This window comes from Poseidonibacter lekithochrous (assembly GCF_018861145.1).
Lineage (GTDB): Bacteria > Campylobacterota > Campylobacteria > Campylobacterales > Arcobacteraceae > Poseidonibacter > Poseidonibacter lekithochrous_A.
The window spans coordinates 38,381-58,651 of the sequence record NZ_JAHKQT010000007.1 but is presented as its reverse complement, the minus strand read 5'-3'; the positions used below and the strand labels follow the sequence as shown (position 1 = coordinate 58,651).

General features: G+C 27.2%; 21 protein-coding genes and 1 pseudogene. 14 read left to right on the top strand and 8 right to left on the bottom strand.

Annotated features, from left to right (window positions below):
• Positions 1-24 precede the first annotated feature (24 nt).
• Positions 25-429 carry a thioesterase family protein gene (locus KO488_RS03490; protein ID WP_216057405.1) on the bottom strand — a complete coding sequence of 135 codons (405 nt, stop codon included), beginning with the start codon at positions 427-429 and terminating at the stop codon, positions 25-27.
• Between the two features lie 100 nt (positions 430-529).
• Between KO488_RS03490 and ybeY the strand changes: the two genes are divergently transcribed.
• Positions 530-949: an rRNA maturation RNase YbeY gene (gene ybeY / locus KO488_RS03485; RefSeq protein ID WP_216057404.1), complete on the top strand. Its 420-nt coding sequence runs from the start codon at positions 530-532 to the stop codon at positions 947-949.
• A gap of 1 nt (position 950) precedes the next feature.
• On the top strand, positions 951-1,871 hold the full coding sequence (locus tag KO488_RS03480; RefSeq protein ID WP_216057403.1) for a calcium/sodium antiporter: 921 nt from the start codon (positions 951-953) through the stop codon (positions 1,869-1,871).
• 20 nt (positions 1,872-1,891) lie between these two features.
• Here the strand turns inward: KO488_RS03480 and KO488_RS03475 are convergent, their stop codons facing one another.
• The gene (locus KO488_RS03475) at positions 1,892-2,296 is read right to left on the bottom strand and encodes a Fur family transcriptional regulator (protein WP_216057402.1); all 405 of its coding nucleotides are present in this window, start codon (positions 2,294-2,296) and stop codon (positions 1,892-1,894) included.
• 217 nt (positions 2,297-2,513) lie between these two features.
• Between KO488_RS03475 and KO488_RS03470 the strand changes: the two genes are divergently transcribed.
• The 12 genes from KO488_RS03470 (at position 2,514) to KO488_RS03415 (ending at position 15,306) form a co-directional block, all read left to right on the top strand.
• Positions 2,514-3,179, top strand: a complete 666-nt coding sequence (locus KO488_RS03470; RefSeq protein ID WP_216057401.1) for a ferritin family protein — start codon at positions 2,514-2,516, stop codon at positions 3,177-3,179.
• Between the two features lie 62 nt (positions 3,180-3,241).
• Positions 3,242-3,901, top strand: a complete 660-nt coding sequence (locus KO488_RS03465) for a ferritin family protein (protein ID WP_216057400.1) — start codon at positions 3,242-3,244, stop codon at positions 3,899-3,901.
• 105 nt (positions 3,902-4,006) lie between these two features.
• Complete coding sequence (locus tag KO488_RS03460) at positions 4,007-5,605, top strand: endonuclease/exonuclease/phosphatase family protein (RefSeq protein ID WP_228318996.1); 1,599 nt, start codon at positions 4,007-4,009, stop codon at positions 5,603-5,605.
• A complete protein-coding gene (gene murJ, locus KO488_RS03455; protein ID WP_216057399.1) occupies positions 5,605-6,906 on the top strand; it encodes a murein biosynthesis integral membrane protein MurJ in 1,302 nt (433 codons plus the stop codon). The genes KO488_RS03460 and murJ overlap by 1 nt, the downstream gene beginning before the upstream one ends.
• Before the next feature lie 74 nt (positions 6,907-6,980).
• Positions 6,981-8,690, top strand: a complete 1,710-nt coding sequence (locus tag KO488_RS03450; RefSeq protein WP_216057398.1) for an ABC transporter ATP-binding protein — start codon at positions 6,981-6,983, stop codon at positions 8,688-8,690.
• 120 nt (positions 8,691-8,810) lie between these two features.
• Entirely contained in the window at positions 8,811-9,869 is a 1,059-nt protein-coding gene (locus KO488_RS03445) for a quinone-dependent dihydroorotate dehydrogenase (protein ID WP_216057397.1), read from the top strand.
• Between the two features lie 94 nt (positions 9,870-9,963).
• A complete protein-coding gene (locus KO488_RS03440) occupies positions 9,964-11,226 on the top strand; it encodes a M16 family metallopeptidase (protein ID WP_216057449.1) in 1,263 nt (420 codons plus the stop codon).
• Between the two features lie 102 nt (positions 11,227-11,328).
• Positions 11,329-12,216 (top strand): 4-hydroxy-tetrahydrodipicolinate synthase, encoded by an 888-nt coding sequence (gene dapA, locus KO488_RS03435; RefSeq protein ID WP_216057396.1) that lies wholly within the window; start codon positions 11,329-11,331, stop codon positions 12,214-12,216.
• A complete protein-coding gene (locus KO488_RS03430) occupies positions 12,216-12,995 on the top strand; it encodes an enoyl-ACP reductase (protein WP_216057395.1) in 780 nt (259 codons plus the stop codon). Before dapA ends, KO488_RS03430 begins: the two co-directional genes overlap by 1 nt.
• Positions 12,995-13,540, top strand: a complete 546-nt coding sequence (gene pgsA / locus KO488_RS03425) for a CDP-diacylglycerol--glycerol-3-phosphate 3-phosphatidyltransferase (protein ID WP_216057394.1) — start codon at positions 12,995-12,997, stop codon at positions 13,538-13,540. Before KO488_RS03430 ends, pgsA begins: the two co-directional genes overlap by 1 nt.
• Positions 13,541-13,549: 9 nt before the next feature.
• On the top strand, positions 13,550-14,605 hold the full coding sequence (rseP, locus tag KO488_RS03420; RefSeq protein WP_216057393.1) for an RIP metalloprotease RseP: 1,056 nt from the start codon (positions 13,550-13,552) through the stop codon (positions 14,603-14,605).
• A gap of 20 nt (positions 14,606-14,625) precedes the next feature.
• On the top strand, positions 14,626-15,306 hold the full coding sequence (locus KO488_RS03415) for a YggS family pyridoxal phosphate-dependent enzyme (protein ID WP_216057392.1): 681 nt from the start codon (positions 14,626-14,628) through the stop codon (positions 15,304-15,306).
• 24 nt (positions 15,307-15,330) lie between these two features.
• Here KO488_RS03415 and KO488_RS03410 read toward each other — a convergent pair whose 3' ends face one another.
• The 6 genes and pseudogenes from KO488_RS03410 to KO488_RS03385 all read right to left on the bottom strand — a co-directional run bounded on the left by KO488_RS03410 (position 15,331) and on the right by KO488_RS03385 (position 19,850).
• Positions 15,331-15,543 (bottom strand): tautomerase family protein, encoded by a 213-nt coding sequence (locus KO488_RS03410; protein ID WP_216057391.1) that lies wholly within the window; start codon positions 15,541-15,543, stop codon positions 15,331-15,333.
• A gap of 21 nt (positions 15,544-15,564) precedes the next feature.
• Positions 15,565-16,794, bottom strand: coding sequence for a DUF711 family protein (locus KO488_RS03405; protein ID WP_228318994.1), 1,230 nt, complete (start codon positions 16,792-16,794; stop codon positions 15,565-15,567).
• Between the two features lie 112 nt (positions 16,795-16,906).
• Positions 16,907-17,080: pseudogene (locus KO488_RS03400) on the bottom strand (indole-3-glycerol-phosphate synthase TrpC); the annotation flags it as partial.
• Between the two features lie 121 nt (positions 17,081-17,201).
• Positions 17,202-18,869 carry a hypothetical protein gene (locus KO488_RS03395; protein WP_216057389.1) on the bottom strand — a complete coding sequence of 556 codons (1,668 nt, stop codon included), beginning with the start codon at positions 18,867-18,869 and terminating at the stop codon, positions 17,202-17,204.
• Between the two features lie 212 nt (positions 18,870-19,081).
• A complete protein-coding gene (locus KO488_RS03390; RefSeq protein ID WP_216057388.1) occupies positions 19,082-19,600 on the bottom strand; it encodes a hypothetical protein in 519 nt (172 codons plus the stop codon).
• A 34-nt stretch (positions 19,601-19,634) separates the two neighbouring features.
• Positions 19,635-19,850 carry a hypothetical protein gene (locus KO488_RS03385; protein ID WP_216057387.1) on the bottom strand — a complete coding sequence of 72 codons (216 nt, stop codon included), beginning with the start codon at positions 19,848-19,850 and terminating at the stop codon, positions 19,635-19,637.
• Between the last annotated feature and the right edge of the window lie 421 nt (positions 19,851-20,271).

Genomic DNA, 20,271 nt, shown 5'->3' with positions numbered 1-20,271 from the left:
TAAAAACTCTTACATTCATAAGTTTTACTTAGCAACTCTTTTTTTAGCCCCTGACATTAATCTATCAGTTGAAACTATAGCTCTTGTATGAGTTCCTACTCCTATTTTTCCACCAGAATCAACTACTTCAATTGAAAACTTGAAAAGTTTTCCTTCCATTCCATCAAAAGTAGCAGTTGAAATTGCAGTATCCCCTTCAAGTGTTGCAGCTAAATGAGTAATATTCACACCAACACCAACTGAAAGTTCACCTTCTTTTAATAATGGTATTAATATTTTTGCAGCTGAACACTCCATTAAAGCAACAAGTCTAGCCGTTGCAAAAACATCGGGGAAACTATCATCTTTTGAGATATTTAAATTACTTGCTAAATCACTATTTTCTACTTTAAATTCAATACTATCTTTTATTCCAATTTCTAAAGCCATATTAAGTCCTTATATTATTCTTATTAATATATAACTTTATTATAATTAAACTTTTAATTTGCAAAAGTTTGATATACTCGCGAAAATTAAAAGGTAAATTATGATTGATATAGAAAATAATACTTCATTGAAAATAAACACTTCTTTACTTGAAGATATTACTACTTCTTTAACATCTAAAGATATTGAATTAATTGTTGTAAATAATGATGAAATTCAAGAATTAAACAAAGAGCATAGAAATATTGATAAAGCTACAGATGTTCTAAGTTTTCCTTTAGAGTTTGATATGCCAAATATGCCTTTGGGTTCTATTGTAATCTCATCAGATTATGTAGAAGACAAAGCCAAAGAGTATGAACATACATCCCAAGAAGAGTTTTCACTTTTATTTATTCATGGTCTTTTGCATTTATTAGGCTTTGATCATGAAATTGATGCAGGTGAACATAGAGAAAAAGAAGAAGAACTAATCAAACAATTTAATTTGCCAAATAGCTTAATAGTAAGGAATTCATAAAATGGATATATTTATATTTATACTCTCGATGGCAGCACTAATTTATGGTGCTGATTTTATTATCGAACAAAGTGAAAAAATTGCACTGCATTACAATATTTCAAGTTTTGTAATTGGTGCAACACTTGTAGCCCTGGGGACTTCATTACCCGAGATGGCAGTTTCTATGTCTGCTTCTATGAAAGGAAGTGCTGATATTGCAGTTGCAAATGTAATAGGAAGTACTATTTTTAATATATCCTTAGTTTTAGGAGTTGTATTTTTAATAGCTAAAAAAGTAAATCCTTCAAGAGATTTATTCGCAAAAGATTCAGCATGGTCTTTATTCCCAATTTTAGCCTTTATTCTTATGGGAATTGATGGAAAAATAAATTTTGTTGATGGTATTTTATTTCTTATATTAATGGTTGGATATTTAATGTTCTTAATTTCTAGTAATTCACTTGAAGAAATAGATGAAGAACTTGTAAAAGAAAAATTTGCATGGGGTAAAACAGCCGGCTTATTAGCAATAGGATTTGTCTTTGTAGTAGCAGGTGCAGATTTTGCAATTGATAGTGCATCAAATATAGCTAGAAGTTTTGGAATTTCAGAATGGATTATCGGATTATTCTTAATTGCATTTGGTACATCTCTTCCTGAACTTACAATTTCAGTTAAATCAGCAATGAATAACAATACAGATTTAGCAATTGGTAATATCATAGGTTCAAATGTTGCAAACTTTACAATGGTATTAGGAGTATCTGCTTTAATAAATCCATTAAATGTAGATTTATCTTTAAACTTTTTTGATATAGCAGCTGCATTTATTGCATCATTAATGTTAGTATTTATAACTGCAAATAAACTTTATAATAAATCTGCGGGAATCGCTTTAATGGTTATTTTAGCGTTAGTAGTACAAAATAGTCTAGCTTAAAAGCTAGACTATAATATTTTTTATTTATTACAATTTGGACAAAGGCCAGATAAAACTAAATTTGTAGACTCAATTTTAAATTGACTTTTTGAAGTAACTTCCTCTAAAACGCTTGATACATCCAACATCATATCTTCAATATTTCCACATTCTGAACATACTAAATGAGCATGTTCTTCTTTTACTAATTCAAAAACTGATTTAGTATTTGGTATTTTTACTTCTGAAAGAAAAACCTTTTCAACCATTGCATTAATATTTTTATATATTGTTGCAAGTGAAATAGAAGGAAACTTTGCAAGTAGCTTTTTATATAAATCGTCAATATTCATATGACCATTTAAATAAAGCTCTTCAACAATAGCAACTCTTTGAGGTGTTACTTTCAAATTATAATTTTTTAATAATACTGTATAATTTGTCATGTTTACTCTTCCTTTTGTGAAATAATACTATATAATTTATTTATTTTCACCTTAATATAAAAATTAATTAATCAATTCTAACTAATCTTTAGTAATAACACTATAACATAATTTTATTAAAAGAGAATAATTTTCCTTTAAGTTTATTTTCACTATACTTCTCTAAAGGATAAAAATTATCCTTAGAAAATTAAAATTAAATAAATAGGATTTAAAAATGAAACAATATCAAACTTATAAATGTAATACATGTGGATGCGAAGTAGAAGTTCAAGAGGCAAATGAAACAGCAAAATTATCATGTTGTGGAAATGAAATGGAAATGATTACAGAAAACCTAACTGCAGTAAACTTAATGAAAGCATTTGCAGGTGAATCACAAGCAAGAAACAAATATGAATTCTTTGCAGAAATTGCATTTGAAGAAGGATTACATAGAATTGCTAGATTCTTTAAAGAAGCAGCAGAAAATGAAAAATACCATGCAATTGCTGAATTAAAAGCTTATAATAAATTAGTAAATAATGTAGAATTAGATAGTACAGCTAAAAATATTCAATATGCAGCAGATGGTGAAAAATATGAACATGAAGAAATGTATCCAAACTTTGAAGCAATTGCAAAAGAAGAAGGTTTAAAAGAAATTGCAAGAATGTTTAAAGGAATTGGCAAAGTTGAAGTTGAACATGAAAAAGAGTACTTAGAATTAAAAGAAGAATTAATTAAAGAAGGATTCTTAGAATCAGATGATAAAGATGAAGAATGGGTTTGTGAAGTATGTGGACATGTTCACAGAGGTAAAAAACCACCAAAGCAATGTCCATTATGTGCAGTTGAAAAAGAGTACTTTAAAAAGAGAAACAAAGACGTAACAGTAGGATAATTTAATAGTAATTTAATAAGAATAGGTATAAGATTAATTATTAAAATTTTAGAGGAAAGAATATGAGAAAGTACGAAACATATAAGTGTAGTAAATGTGGTAATGAAGTTGAAGTTCAAAATGTTGGTGGTGGTGAATTACACTGCTGTGGTCAAGCAATGGATATGGTTACTGAAAATCTTACTCTTGTAAATTTAATGAAAGCTGTTGCTGGTGAGTCAATGGCTAGAAATGAATATGAATATTTTGCAAAAGTTGCACAAAAAGAAGGTTTTAGAGACATTGCTGAACATTTCCAAAGAGCTGCAAATAATGAAAAGACTCATGCTAAACTAGAATTAGCTTTACATAATAGAATGGTATCAGGAACTGATAATAACTTTGGAGATACAAAAGAAAACCTTAATCATGCAATTGAAGGTGAATCTTATGAGAATACAACTATGTATCCTGATTTTGCAGCAATAGCAAAAGAAGAAGGATATAGTGAAGCAGCAAGATTATTTACTGGAATTGGAAAAATTGAAGTTGAACATGAAAAAATGTTTAGACGACTTCTTGAAAGACTTGAAGCTGGTGCTGAGCACGTAAGTGAAGATGAAGAGGAAGAGTGGTTCTGTGAAGTATGTGGACATATTCATAGAGGTAAAAAAGCCCCTAAAGTTTGTCCAGTATGTAAACATCCTCAAGAATATCAATCAAGATTAAATTCTAAAAAATAGACCAAATAAAAAGTAAGTAAGAAGCTTTTCTTGCTTACTTTTTATCCTTTTAGCTCACAGAAATAATATCTTTGGTAATATAAGAAAAAATTACTGGAGAAAACTTTGATAAAAATACTTTTATTATGCTTCCTTACATTTAATATTTATGCAAAAGATTTTACTATTGCTAGTTATAATGCAGAAAATTTATTTGATTTAAAAAAACAAAATAGTGAGTATAAAGAATTCATTCCAAATACAGCCTCAAAATGGAATCAAAAAAACTTCAATATCAAAATCAATAATGCAGTAAAAGTTATAAAAGATATTGATGCAGATATTATTGCTCTGCAGGAAATAGAAAATAGAGAAGTGATGCAACTTCTATTAAAAAAAATACCAGATTATAAATATTCATCATTTGTAAAATACGAAAGGTCTTCTGTAGGTCTTGGTTTTTTATCAAAAGTCAAAATCAAAAATAATAGACAAATTGATGTAAAATTCACAAATAAAATATTTAGACCTATTTTAGAAACGACTTTTGAATTAGAAAATAAAGAGTTTAAGATCTTTAATAATCACTGGCCTTCAAAAAGAATAGCAGAAAGTTATAGAGTTAAATTTGCAAAAAAACTTCAAGATAGACTTTCAAAACTTCCCAGAGATTATGATTATATTTTAGTTGGAGATTTTAACTCTAATTATGATGAAGATAGAAGTTTTAAATATAATAAAAAACTAAATAACACTTCAGGAATTACAGGAATAAATCAAGTTTTAAATACAACAGTAGGAAATAAATATATTACTTATGATGATGTTTTAAAACAAAAAAGAAAAGTTCACTTTAATCTTTGGTTAGACCTTCCAACAAATGATAGATTTTCAAATAAATATAGAACTCAAAGTAATACACCCGATAATATTATTCTATCCCCTGCACTTTTAGATACTAAAAATATTTCATATGTTCATAACTCTTTTAAAGTTTTCAAACCAAACTATCTTTATAGAAACAACAAAGTTTTAAGATGGCAAATGAAAGGTTCAAAATATAATAAGGTTCATGTAGGTACTGGTTATTCAGATCACTTACCAATTTATGCAAAGTTTTCAACTTCAAAAGAAAAAACAAACCCTATAAAAGAAATTAAGAAGAATAGTAAAAAAGAGCTAAATACTATTAGTGATTTATATACTAAAATGAAATTAGTAGAACCTGCAATTATAAAAAATGCAGTTGTCATTTACAAAAGTAAAACAGGTGCAATAATAAAACAAAAAGATGAACGTGCAATTTATATTTATAAACATGCTCAAGGCTTAAAGTTAGGATATTCATATACTTTACAAATCAATGAAATTGTTGATTATAATGGCTTAAAAGAAGTTGATTCTTTTTCAGTTTTAGAAGAAAGTGGTCGTTTTAAAAACTATAAATCTTTATTCATAAATGCAAAGAAAAATGATATTTTTAATCCAAAAAATCAAAATGAAATAGCTTTTAATTTAAAAGGTAAAGTTAAAAATAAAAAACTTTATATAGATAGTTCAAATAAGTTATTAAAAGGTAAATCAATAAAACTATATGCAAAAAATAAAAAAGATTTACCAAAAACAAATCAAACAATCACTTTAAATAGTGCACATATAGCAGAATATAGGGGTGTTTCACAAATACTTATACATTCAAGTTCTGACTACAAAGTAGGAAACTAATGTTAATAAAATCAATTTTTACAAATAGTACAGGTATCTTAACATCAAGAATTTTAGGCTTCACTAGAGATTTATTAACAGCTTCTATTTTAGGAGCGAATATTTATTCTGATATTTTCTTTGTTGCTTTTAAACTACCTAATTTATTTAGAAGAATTTTTGCAGAAGGTGCATTTACACAAGCTTTTATTCCAGCATATGCAAAATCAAATCATAAGATTAGATTTTCTTCTGTAGTATTTTTACAGCTATTTGGATTTTTGATTATTCTTTCACTTTTAGTTACCCTATTTTCTTCACTTGTTGCCAAAGCAATTGCAATAGGTTTTGATCAAGAAACTATTGATTTAGCAGCCCCATTATTTGCAATAAACTTCTACTATTTACCAATGATTTTTGTAGTTACATTTATGGCAGCACTTTTACAATATAAACATCACTTTGCAACAACAGCATACTCTACTGCTCTATTAAATCTTGCGATGATATCTGCACTTTTAATATCTCAAGATATGGGAAAATATGAAATTACATTTTATTTATCTTATGGAGTATTAGCAGGAGGTTTATTACAAATTCTAGTTCATATATATGCTATGAAAAGATTAAGTTTATGTAAAATATTTCATTTTAAAAAACATAAGAAAAAAGAAGAAAATAAATTTTATAAAAACTTTATGTCTGCAACAGTGGGTTCTTCAACAACTCATCTATCTGCTTTTATAGATACTTGGCTAGCATCTTTTTTAATGACAGGTTCAATTTCATATCTTTATTATGGAAATAGAGTTTTTCAACTTCCACTTGCTCTATTTGCAATAGCAACATCTGTTGCACTTTTTCCAATGATTGCAAGAAGTATAAAAAACAAAGATGAAGATAAAGCGCTATCTTTAATGAAAAAGTCTTCTCTTATTTTATTTGGACTACTTTTAATATCTACTCTAATTGGTATTGTTTTTAATGAATTTATTATTAGTTTATTATTTGAACGAGGTGCTTTTACAAGTACAGATACAATAAACACTGCATTAATATTATCTATGTATTTAATTGGACTTCTTCCCTTTGGAATTGGGAAAATTTTCTCTCTTTGGTTATATGCAAAAGAACAACAGTTTTTAGCTGCAAAAATATCTGTATATAGTTTGGGATGGAATATAGTTTTTTCACTACTTTTAATACAACCTTTCGGTGCAGCGGGTCTTGCCTTTGCAAGTACACTTAGTGGATTTATTTTATTTTTTCTTACTATTAAAGCTTTTGGATTTCAAAAGTTTCTTTTAATGTTTAAAAAATGATACATTTTTAGATTTTAGTAATTAATTACAATTTAGATATAATCGCTTTTTTAATAAATATTACTAGGATTTAAATGAAAGATTTTTTCAAACAATACTCTCCCTTTTATAAAAACTATAAACTTCAATTTTTTTATGCATTCATAGGAATTATTTTAGTATCAGGAGCAACAGCTGGTACTGCTTATGCTATTCAGCCTTTATTAGATGATATTTTTATCAATAAAGATGAAGAAATGTTATACATGATGCCTATTTTTGTAATTGTTCTATATACAGCAAAAGGTTTCGGACGATATATTCAAGCTTATTATATATCTTTTATAGGTCAAGATATTACAAGAATAGTACGAGATAGACTCTTTGCTCATGTTCTTACTTTAGATATGGATTTCTTTCAAAAAAAACACGGTGGTGAACTTGTAAGTAGAATTATAAATGATATAAATAGAATTCAACAAGCTGTTTCAAACTATGTTGCAGAATTTATAAGAGAAATGCTTACAATTGTCGCACTTATTGCTTTAGTTATTTATCACTCACCTGAACTAGCATTCTATGGACTAGTTGTCCTGCCTCTTGCTATTTGGCCTTTATCAAAACTTGCAAAAAGAATGAAAAAGTTATCTTTTAAATCCCAAGAGTCAAATGCTGATATTACATCATCTTTAAGTGAATCTTTTAATAATATAGAGATAATAAAAGCAAATTCAACAGAAGAAATTGAAGCAAAAAAGTTTTCAATTTATAATCTAAACTTTTTTAAATATAATATGAAAGCAGTAAAAACAAATGAATTAACATCTCCTCTAATGGAAATAATTGGTTCATTTGCCTTTGCAGCCGTTATTTTAGTTGGAGGTTCAAAAGTAATTTCTGGAGAGCTTACAACTGGAACATTTAGTTCATTTATTGCAGCTTTATTTATGTTATATACACCTATTAAAAGATTATCTTCATTATATAATAAAATGCAAGATGCCCTTGCTGCAAATGATAGAATCAATGAAATGCTTGATTCAAAAGCTACAATACTTGCAGGAAATAATGAGTTTCCTAATGACATAAAAAAGATATCATTTAACAATGTTTCTTTAAATTATGGAGATTTTAAAGCTTTAAAAAATATTAGTTTTGAAGCAAAAAAAGGTGATACTATTGCGCTTGTAGGTGATAGTGGTGGAGGAAAATCTTCTTTAATAAATACAATTATTAGATTTTATGATATTTCAGAAGGTGAAATAAAAATAAATGATAATTTATTAAATGAACTTTCATTAAAATCTTTAAGAGAAAATATTTCAATAGTAACACAAAGAGTTTATATCTTTAACGATACAATAAGCGCAAATGTTGCTTATGGTTATGAAATAGATGAGCAAAGAGTAATTGAAGTGTTAAAACAAGCTCATGCCTATGATTTTATTTCAAAAATGCAAGATGGCATAAATACACAACTTGATGAATTTGGAACAAATTTATCTGGAGGACAAAGGCAAAGAATTGCAATTGCAAGAGCTTTATATAAAAAACCTAAGATACTTATTTTAGATGAAGCAACATCAGCTCTTGATAATGAAAGTGAATCAATTATTTCACAAGTAATTGATGATGTAAGTATTGATAAAATCACATTTGTAATTGCTCATAGACTAAGTACTATTAAAAATGCAAGTAAAATTGCAGTATTTAAAGACGGTGAAATTATTGATATGAATACAGAAGAGAATCTTTTAAAATCATGTAAAGAGTATCAAAGATTATATAATTTAGCAAATATATAATTTTGACTATAAAGAGCTATTTTATAGTTCTTTATTACTTTCTAATCAATAACTATTTTTATTAAAACTTATATTTAACGATTTTTAGATAAAATATCTAAATTTAAAAAAAGGCCATTCTTGTTTTGTTATAACACACTAAAAAAAGTCCTATTCAAATTTGAACCAGAAACAGCACATAATATGGCTGAATGTAGTTTAAGAATTGTAGGAAAATGTAAAATTCTAAAAAATATAATGGAAAAGAAAAACTTCAATACTAATTCTAAACTTTCACAAGAATTATTTGGAGTTACTTTTTCAAATCCCGTAGGTCTTGCTGCTGGTTTTGATAAAAATGCAACAATGGTAAAAGCTATGCCTTCATTAGGTTTTGGATTTACTGAAATTGGAACAATGACACCGAAACCTCAAGATGGAAATCCAAAGCCACGAATGTTTAGATATCCAGAAGAAAAAAGTGTTCAAAATGCAATGGGATTTAATAATGAAGGTGCGCATAAAGTACTTAAGAACTTAAAAAAAGTTTATCCAGCTTCTATTCCAGTTGGAGTAAATATTGGTAAAAATAAAACTACCCCTGAAGAGTTTGCATTAAGTGATTATAAAATGTTAATTAAAAAATTTGAAGCAACTAGTGATTATTTAGTAATAAATATCTCAAGTCCAAATACTCCAAATTTAAGAGATTTACAAAATGAAAAATTTATCACTGAACTTTTTACAATGGCAAAAAAGTTTACAAATAAGCCAATTTTATTAAAAATTGCTCCAGATATAGAAGTACAAGTTGCTATTGATTTATGTAATAGTGCAGTAAATGCAGGAGCTGCGGGAATAATTGCAACGAATACAACTATTGATTATTCACTTGTTCCAAATTGTCAAGATTTTGGAGGATTAAGTGGTGCATGTTTAACAGATAAGTCTTACACAATTTTTAAAGAAATTGCAAAAGAATTATATGGCAAAACAATACTAATTTCTGCTGGTGGAATATCAACAGCAGAGCAAGCATACGCAAGAATTAAAGCAGGTGCTTCTTTAGTACAATCGTATTCAGGACTAATTTTTGAAGGACCTTCAATGGTTAGAAAAATAAATGAAGAAATGTTAGAACTAATGGCAAAAGATGGATATTCAAATATTCAAGAAGCTATTGGTGCTGATTTAAAATAGGGAAATATTTAAAATGAATTTAATAAACCAAAGAAAAACTAAAAAAACTTTTTTATTGTTTATTGTTTCATTATTCATTCTTACAGGAGAATTAATGGCGAATAGCTTACCAAAATATTATACTAAGACATTAGAAAATGGATTACAAATAGTTGCAATTCCAATGAAAAATGGCTCAAATGTAGTTTCAACAGATATATTTTATAAAGTTGGGAGTAGAGATGAGAAGATGGGGAAAAGTGGAATAGCACATATGCTTGAACATTTAAACTTTAAATCAACAAAAAATCTTAAATCTGGTGAATTTGATGAAATTGTTAAAGGTTTTGGAGGTGTTAATAACGCTTCTACTTCTTTTGATTTTACTCATTATTATATCAAATCAGCTTCTAAAAATATGGATAAATCCTTAGATTTATTTGCTGATTTAATGGAAAATTTAACATTAAAAGATGAAGAATTTCAACCAGAACGTGATGTAGTTGCAGAAGAGAGACGTTGGAGAACTGATAATAATCCAATGGGTTATTTACAATTTAGACTATTTAATAATGCTTATATTTATCATCCATACCATTGGACTCCAATTGGATTTATGAGTGATATAAAGAATTGGTCTATTGATGATATTCGTGATTTCCATAGTACTTATTATCAACCAAAAAATGCAATTATTGTAGTTGCTGGAGATATAGATAAAGAAGAAGTATTTGCATCATCTGAGAAATATTTCAAAGACATTAAAAATAAAAAAGAAATAGTTTCTAAAATACATACCGTTGAACCAAAACAAGATGGTGCTAAAAAAGTAACTATATTAAAAGATTCTGCAGTTGAAATGCTTGCAATCACTTATCATATTCCAAACTTTGAGCATAAAGATCAAGTTGCTCTTTCAGCCTTAAGTGAATTATTCAGTTCGGGGAAAAGCTCAATTCTACAAAAAAGGCTAGTTGATGAAAAAAGATTAGTTAACTCTGTATACGCATATAATCTGGAGCTTAAAGATCCTGGATTATTTATGTTTATGGCAGTTGCAAATGAAGGTGTTAAAGCTAAAGATATCGAAAAAGAAATTTTAGCTATTATAGAAGAAGTAAAAGAAGGTAATATTACTAAAAAAGATCTTGATAAAATCAAGATTAATAGCAAAGCTGATTTTATTTTCTCACTTGAAAGTTCATCATCAGTTGCCTCTTTATATGGTACATATTTTGTAAGAGATAATATTAAACCATTATTTGAATATGAGAAAAAAATTGATGCTTTAAATAAAAAAGATTTAATTAAAGTAGCAAATAAATACTTCACTAAGAATAATTCTACAACAGTTATTTTAAAGCAAGAAAAAAAGTAGATACAACAGACGAAGTAATAGAAAATTTGAGACTTTTTAAAGCAGTCTCAAAACATATAGTAAATAAGAATTAGAAGATTTAGTAGTAAAAAAAGGATGAATATGGAAATTATTACAGGTGCAATGACTGCACTAATTACCCCATTTAAAGATGGAAAAGTTGATTTAGAAAAATATGAGTCTTTAATAAAAAGACAAATAGCTCAAGGTATAGATGCAGTGGTACCAGTAGGAACTACAGGTGAAAGTGCTACATTATCACATGCTGAGCATAAAGCATGTATTGAAGTTGCAGTTGCTACTTGTAAAGGTACTGATGTTAAAGTAATTGCAGGAGCTGGCTCAAATGCAACACATGAAGCAGTTGAAATTGCTAAACATGCACAAGCTGTTGGAGCAAATGGACTTTTATCTGTAACGCCATACTATAATAAGCCGATGCAAGAAGGTTTATATCAACATTATAAAGCAATTGCAACTTCTGTTGAAATTCCTTTTATGTTATATAATGTACCAGGTAGAACAGGTGTTGATTTAACAGCGGATACTACAATTAGACTTTTTGATGATATTCCAAATATTTATGCTACAAAAGAAGCTACTGGTTCGCTAGATAGAACAATTGAGTTATTATCACAAAGAAGTGATTTAGTAGTTGTTTCAGGTGATGACGCGATTGATTTTCCAATGCTAGTAAATGGTTGTAAAGGAATTATTTCTGTAACAGCAAATTTACTTCCAAATTTAAAATCTAGACTAGTTCATGCAGTACAAGAAGGTAAATTAGATGAAGCTAGAAAAATCAATGAAGATTTATATGCATTAAATTGTGTACTATTTTGTGAAAGTAACCCTATTCCAATTAAAGCAGCAATGTATTTAGCTGGATTATTAGATACATTAGAATATAGACTTCCTTTAACTGCACCAAGTGCAGAAACTATGAAAAAACTTGAAAATATATTAAAACAATACGAGGTAATTAAATAATGAGCGAAAATATGCAAGGAAAAACTTTAGTAATATCTGGCGGTACAAAAGGTATCGGTAAAGAGTGTGTTTATAAATTTGCACAAAATGGTGTAAATGTAGCTTTTACATATAATTCAAACCAACAATTCGCAGAAGATATTTGTAAAGATGTTGAAGACAAATATGGTGTTAAATGTAAAGCATACCCTTTTAATATTTTAGAACCAGAAAAATATAAAGAGCTATTTTTAGAAATTGACAAAGATTTTGATAGAGTTGATTTCTTTATTTCAAATGCAATGATTTATGGTCGTGCTGTTGTTGGTGGATACGGTAAATTTATGAAACTTAAACCAAGAGGTTTAAATAATATTTATACTGCGACTGTTAATGCTTTTGTTTGTGGTGCACAACAAGCTGCAAAAAGAATGCAAAAAATCGGTGGTGGTGCAATAGTATCTTTATCGTCAACTGGAAATTTAGTATATATTCCAAACTATTCAGGTCATGGTACAAATAAAGCAGCTGTTGAAGCAATGGTTAGATATGCAGCTACTGAATTAGGTGAATTTAATATTAGAGTAAATGCTGTTTCAGGAGGTCCAATTGATACGGATGCTCTTAAGGCATTTACAAATTATGAAGAAGTTAAACAAAAAACTATTGATTTGTCAGCTTTAAATAGAATTGGTCAGCCAAAAGATTTAGCACAATCATGTTATTTCTTATGTACAGAAGATGCTTCTTGGATTACTTCTCAAACTTTAGTTGTTGACGGTGGAACAACTTTCAGATAATGAAAGAAAAAGTACTTAACCTTCCAAATGCTTTAGCACTATTTAGAATAGCATTAGCTCCGCTGATGCTATGGTTTTTTATAGATAGAGATAATACTATCTTTGCTTCATGGCATCCTTCATGGTTTGATTATTTTGCTGGTCTTATTTTTGTAATTGCATCGGTAACTGATTTTTTTGATGGTTTTATTGCAAGATCTTGGAATCAAATGACAAAATTAGGTGGAATATTAGATCCACTTGCTGATAAGATGCTTGTTCTTGCTGGATTTATTGGACTTATAGTAATTGATAGAGCATCTGCTTGGGCTGTATTTATAATACTTTCACGAGAATTCTTTATAACAGGATTAAGGGTAGTTGCAGCAGATGAAGGTAAAAATGTAGCTTCCACAATGGCAGGAAAAATAAAAACTGTAGTTCAAATGATAGCTATTGGTTTTTTAATTATGAATTGGCCATTTGCAACTGAATTATTATGGTTAGCAGTTGTTTTAACAGTATATTCAGGATATGAATATATTAGAGATTATTTTAAAATATAGAGGTTTTTCTTGGGTACTATAACATTTTTACTTGTTCTTTCTTTCTTAGTATTTTTCCATGAGTTAGGGCATTTTATTGCAGCTCGTTTTTTTGGTGTAAAGGTTCATGTTTTTTCAATTGGTTTTGGAAAACAAGTATTTGCAAAAGAATGGAGAGGTACAACTTGGCAACTTTCATTAATACCACTTGGTGGTTATGTAAAAATGAAAGGTCAAGATGATTCAAATCCTGCACTTGTAGAAGTTGGTGATGATTCATATAATACAAAAAAACCTTGGCAAAGAATTGTAATACTTTTTGCAGGTCCCTTTGCTAACTTTTTATTAGCAGCTATTCTTTACTTTTCAATTGCGATTATGGGTGCTAGTACCTTTGCAGCTCAAATTGGAACTGTACAAAAAGACTCTCCTGCTTTTCATGCAGGAATTCAAAAAGATGATTTAATCGTTAGAATTAACAATGAAGAGATTAAATCTTGGGATGATATTGGAAAAATTATTGTGAATTCAAAAGGAGCTTTAAAATTCTATATTAAAAGAGATGATAAGCTTATTGCAAAAACAATTAATCCTTACATTTCAGATTCACAGAATATGTTTAAAGAAAAAATTAAAAAAAGAATGATTGGTATTTCTCCATCAGGGAAAGTTATACAACTAGATTTATCACTTAGCGAATCATTAGTCTATGCATATGAAAAAACTATTTATTCTTCTACAATGATTTTTCAAGGTGTTCAAAAACTAATTCAAGGAATAATTCCAAGTAGTGAAGTTGGTGGAGTAATTACTATTGGTAAAGTAATATCTGATGCGAGTGAATCTAGTATTATTGCATTACTTACAATTACAGCGTTAATTTCAGTAAACCTTGGAGTATTAAATCTTCTTCCAATTCCAGCACTTGATGGTGGACATATTATGTTTAATATATATGAAATGATTACAAGAAGAAAACCAAGTGATAAAGTATTTATGATACTTACAATAACAGGATGGGTAATACTAGGGTCTTTAATGTTACTTGGAATTTACAACGATATAAATAGAATTTTTCTAAAATAATAAATATATAAAGAGATAAAATGAATAAATTAACTGCAACAAGAAATTTAGATGATGTTATAACTAGAGTTGAAGGTGCAAGACTTAAAATATCTGAGCATCATATTGTTAAGATTATTGGTATTAGTAAATATTCAACTTCAAAAGAAGTTGAAGAGCTTTATAATGTTGGTCAAAGAGCTTTTGGAGAGAATAAGGTACAAGATTTAAAAATAAAAATCGAAGACTTAATTGATTTACCTTTAGAATGGCACTTTGTAGGAACATTACAAAAAAATAAAATTAATAACTTAATTGATTTAAATCCAACACTTGTTCAATCAATTGATTCTTTAGAATTAGCACAAGAGTTAGATAAAAAATTACAAGTTAAAAATAAAAAACTTAGTATTTTACTTCAAGTAAACTCTGCAAAAGAAGATACAAAATCAGGTGTAATGCCAGAAGTAGCAGTTGAAATTTATAAACAAATTATTGATACTTGTCCAAATCTAAGATTAAAAGGTGTTATGAGTATTGGAGCACATGTTCAAGATGAAAAAGTTATAAAAGATTCATTTAAAACAACTAAAAAAATCTACGATGAAGTAGTTCCCTTAGGAGCAAAATATTGTTCTATGGGAATGAGTTCTGATTATGAACTTGCAATTGCATGCGGTTCAAATATGATTAGAGTTGGTTCTACTTTATTTAAAGACTAAGAATTAAATTTAAAGAGAAAAAGCTTATTTAGCTTCTTCTCTTATTTGACTTACAGTTTTTCCACCTATTGCATAATTATCCATATTTATCTCTTCAATTATTACAACAGCAGAATTAGCACCTCGACCATCAAAGATACTAGCAAATAATTCAGTTATACCTTTGCTTAAGGCTTCTTTTTGCTCTTTAGTAGCACCTCCATCTTCATGTGTCATTTTTACGTTTATTAGTGGCATTTATTTATCCTTTTTATTTAATTATGGCAGTGATAAAACTGCACTATTACATAAATCATCACTTTCAAATTTTGTAATATCACCCTCTTTTAAAGAAGGTACTGGAAATAATCTAACAGTTAAAGGCTTATTTAATCTAAAAGCCATAGTTCCTGTATCTCTCATAATCTGCTCAATTTTTAAAGCAGGAGTATCACCTTCAATAGGAACAGTATCTAATCCAATTCCACAAATTGCACTATTTGTTAAAAGTGTTCTTACATCAAAATCTTTATCAATTGTACCCTTTGCAAGACCTTCATCTTCAACAACTGCAAGCATCAGACCAGAAAAACCTACTAGAGGTAACTCTTTTACACTTTTAAATACTTTTGTTAAAAGTGATGATATTTCAACAGTTCCTGACCTTCCAAAGCTATCTAATCCCATTTGCTTATAAACTTCAACCATTGATGAACAATTTTTTGAAGGAGCGGCTGAGGAGTCTATTCCTTTAAAAATAAAAGAAGATTTATTTTCAAAATTATCTAAAATATTTTTTATATTTTTACAATGATGAGATAAAGCTTCTTTTAAAATAGAAGAGTAAGAAGCTAATGCCATATTATGTGATAAATTAGGATTCTTTTGATTAAAATCTTTTAAAACTTCTACTAATAAATCAGGTGTTTCTAAACCTAAAACAAATGCATTTTCTAAATTTGATTTATGATAAGAAGCTGGGAAATACGGGATAAATGGTTTACAGTTAAAATTAACAGTAAAGTTAAAGTTACCCTCACCTCTAGGAGTTATTAGTGATATTTTTTTTACAGCTTTTACTGATTCTTTAATTAGTTCATTATCTAAGATCTCATTTTCATCAATACTAACATTTACACAAGTATTTGCTAAATCTCCAAAAGATAAAATTAGTTCAGGAAGTAATGAAATTTCATGAAAAGTTTTTGCTTCACCAATAGCAAATCTGATACGTAAACTTGTAGTACTTTTATCTAAAATATTAGAAATAAAAGATAAGTCTTTTTTCGCAGTTTGTAAACTTGAAGTATCGAGATATTCACCAAAGGCATTTGTTACAATTCGTATAGATTGAACTTGATAATTTTCTTTATTAAACTTTTCGCTCAAAACTTCACAGAAGTTACATGCATCAAGAAGTTCTTTTTCCCAAGTTGTTTTATCATCTGTTAAAGTTAGAAAAGTGGTAATAGTTCGTATTTTACATAAATCTTTATTTTCATAAATCAAAATAGATCCTTTAGTTTAATATTAAATTACTATAACTAAAAATTTATAATTGAACAATCCAAATATTGCTAGTAATAAATAAACCAAAAAGGTTTATTTATATTTTAAAATATTAATTAAGAGCGTTTTTAAATTTCTTAACTTCATCTTCTATTGAAACTTGTCTCATAAAATGCTCACCAATTAAGAATGCATCAGCACCAATTCCTGATAATCTTTGTATAGTATCTACATTAGAAACACCAGATTCTGCAACAATAATTTTTCCATTTGGAATCATTGGAATTACGGGCTTTACAAGGGTTTTACCCCTCTCTAAATTTATTAATTATCTAGAAAAATAATATCAAATATAATCTAATACTAAACTTAAATTAGACTTAATTGTGTATCAAATTGTGTATCAACTATAGCTTATCTTTCGAGTATTTTACATCATAATCAAAATTTTCTTTTACAAGTTTTTCTAGTTCACTTACTTCAATATCTTTTCTACAAATAAAACCATCATGAATCAATAAACTTATATCTTCTTTATATCTTTCATACATTAGAAGTAAGATTTTGCTTTCTAAATAAAAATAAATCTCACAAACTATTGAGTTAATCTTTTTCTCCTCTTTTTTACCGTCATTTAACTCATATTTGTCAATATAAATCTCTTCTTCAAGTTCATATTTTTCATCAATTATCTTTAAGCTTTTAATATACTTTGTAAAATATTTAAAAAGTTTTTTTGCATCATCATATAAACCTTTAAATTCTTTTAGATTTTCAAGTAAATATTTTCTCTTATCATATTTTAGTTCATACTTATCATCTTTAGCTGAGTAGGTTAAATTTGAACCATAAAACATCGCAGTAATTATCTGCTTAACACCTTTTTGATATTCTATGTTAGATTTTCCAAATTTTTCAACTAAAACCTCAGCACATTTCATTCTTAATACTTTTCTATTTTCAATATAACTTTCTAAATACTTTAGTTTAATACCTTCATTTGGTAACTTTTTTTGTAAATATTGATAAAGTAAGGTTGGAGCACCTGCATTTATATCATAATCATATTGGTCTTTAAATATAACACTTCTAAATCTTGAAGGTATTGATTGAAAATTAATTCCAAAGTTTAATTCATTAGTAGAATATAACCTAAATTTTTTTTGATTATAAACTATATGATTAGTTCCCTTTTCATAATGCCTTAATAAGTTAAAAAATGAGAATATATATATAAAATTCTCAGTATCAGTTCTATACTCTTTTATAGTTTCATTGATAGCTTTATTATTTAATATTACTTTTGTATTTATATGATTTTTTAAATCACTCTTGTTTTGCTTTTGCTTTATTTTTACTCTACTTTTTTGAAAATCAAAGGTATAAAAATCTTTTCCACTAGCTTTTGATAAATCATCATATTCTCTCTTTGTTAAGCCATATAAATAACAAACATCTTTTTTCTGAGTAAAATTTAGATTTAAGTTACCTACATTTGCAAAAGGTTTTTTATTTAAAAGTTTTATAGAAGAATTTACAACATTATTTTCCTCATTAAATAATTCATTAACATATTCAAACATATCTTTATCATATAAAATAGATTTAGAAAAAGGCAAAGAATAATATTCATTAATTTTCTTAATTTCACTTATATCATAAATTGAATAAAGTTCTTTTTCTTTATTTTTTTCATATACCATTTGAACAATTTCATATAATGCATTTTTAAATGTATCCCAAAAATTATATTTTTTAGGTATTCTATCCTTACTATTATGATTTGAAATGGAGAAGTTTATTTCTAGAAATAGTTTAAAAAATTCACCATATTGAAAATTATCTCTTATCCATTTTTGTGACATACTAAAATCACAATACTTAAACTCAATTCTATGAGTCAATACATAATCTAAAAAAAACAAAAAACCTCTCAATCCTTTTGCTCTATCCAGATACCTCTGATAACTAACTCCTTTAGCATCAACCCCCATTCTTAGTAACCTCTGCATCATTGGATAGTGTTCATGCATCATCTTTATTACATATCCATTCTTTAATTCTCTCTCTTTCATTCCTTTCCCCTCCTCTCTTACTATAATCTCAATACTTATAAGCTTATATATTATATAAATCCCTTTAATAGTCTATTTAAGTGTTATTTTTTTTTGCATTTTTTTATATAGCAATATTTATAAGACTAAAAAGCTTTAAAACCTAAATCCATAATAATATACCTATTTAGTATTACTTTGCTTTTTAGCCTTATATAAGTAGCTTTAAATAGCTATTTTTTAAACTGTTCTAATAATTGTTTTGCAAGTAACTTATTTTCCTCAGTAAAAACAAGATTTATCTCTATATGTTTTCTATTATTAGTTTCATTTTGTACCCATTCTCTTTTAAATTTTAACCCCTTTTCTTTCAATCTTCTAATAACTGCTAAAACATTTTTACAATTGTATGGATTTGAATATTCTGCAAAAACTCTTTTTTTAGTTCTTAATAAATCCTCTAATATATTAGAAAGTTTATTTGTAAGTTCACCTTCATATAAAAGTTCTTTTGCTTTTTCAATACTTTCTTGTGAAAGTTTATATATATACTCTCTTTTATAAATAAAAGTTTCTTTTGCACCTGTAATAATCAAACCATATTTTCTAAGCTTACTTATCTCTTTTGATAAACTACTTACAAAATAATTCATTTCATACCCATTTGATACTGTATATCCTTTGAGTAAATCTCTTAATATCTCATACTGAAAATTTGCACCTCTTTTTGTTAAATTTAATCTTATGTTCATTTTATAATCTCCTTTTTGTTAGTCGATAGAGAATTTAATCTCTATCTTCATTTATTAAGCCAAAAAAAGGGCACCATTCATGTTTATTTGGTTCACAAAAAAAATATCTTTTTCTTCCTTCTATTTGGGGATGGGTACATTTATCTACAAATACTGGTTCTTGATTTATAAATGTATTATTTAATAACATTCTTTTTTTTCCATCATCTTCTAAGTAATCACACTCTTTAATAATTGATTCTTCTTGCATTATTTATTTTCCTTTATTTTAATTATATATATTGCTATTAAGCACCAAATCAACTCATATTTTCAGGCATAACTAACTCTTGCCCTATAAATATCCATTTAACAGTGATAAAGTTTTTTGATTGTTTTAATCGTTCTACTGTACAAGTAGCATTAAAAAAGATTAAGTTAAGATAGAATTTAGAAGAATAATAGTATCATTCTTTTGATTTTATAGAAATACTTTCAAAAACTTAACTCTTTTGTAAAAATATATTTTTACATATAACACCTCCTTATTTTAGATATATATAATTCTTGCAATTACTGCAATAACATTTAAGCATAACTAACTCTTGCCCGAAGACAATTTAAAAGCTTTGTTTGCTTGATTTTAACATTGTAATTTAAATGATTTGTTTTGAGAGAGTTTTAAATTAAGT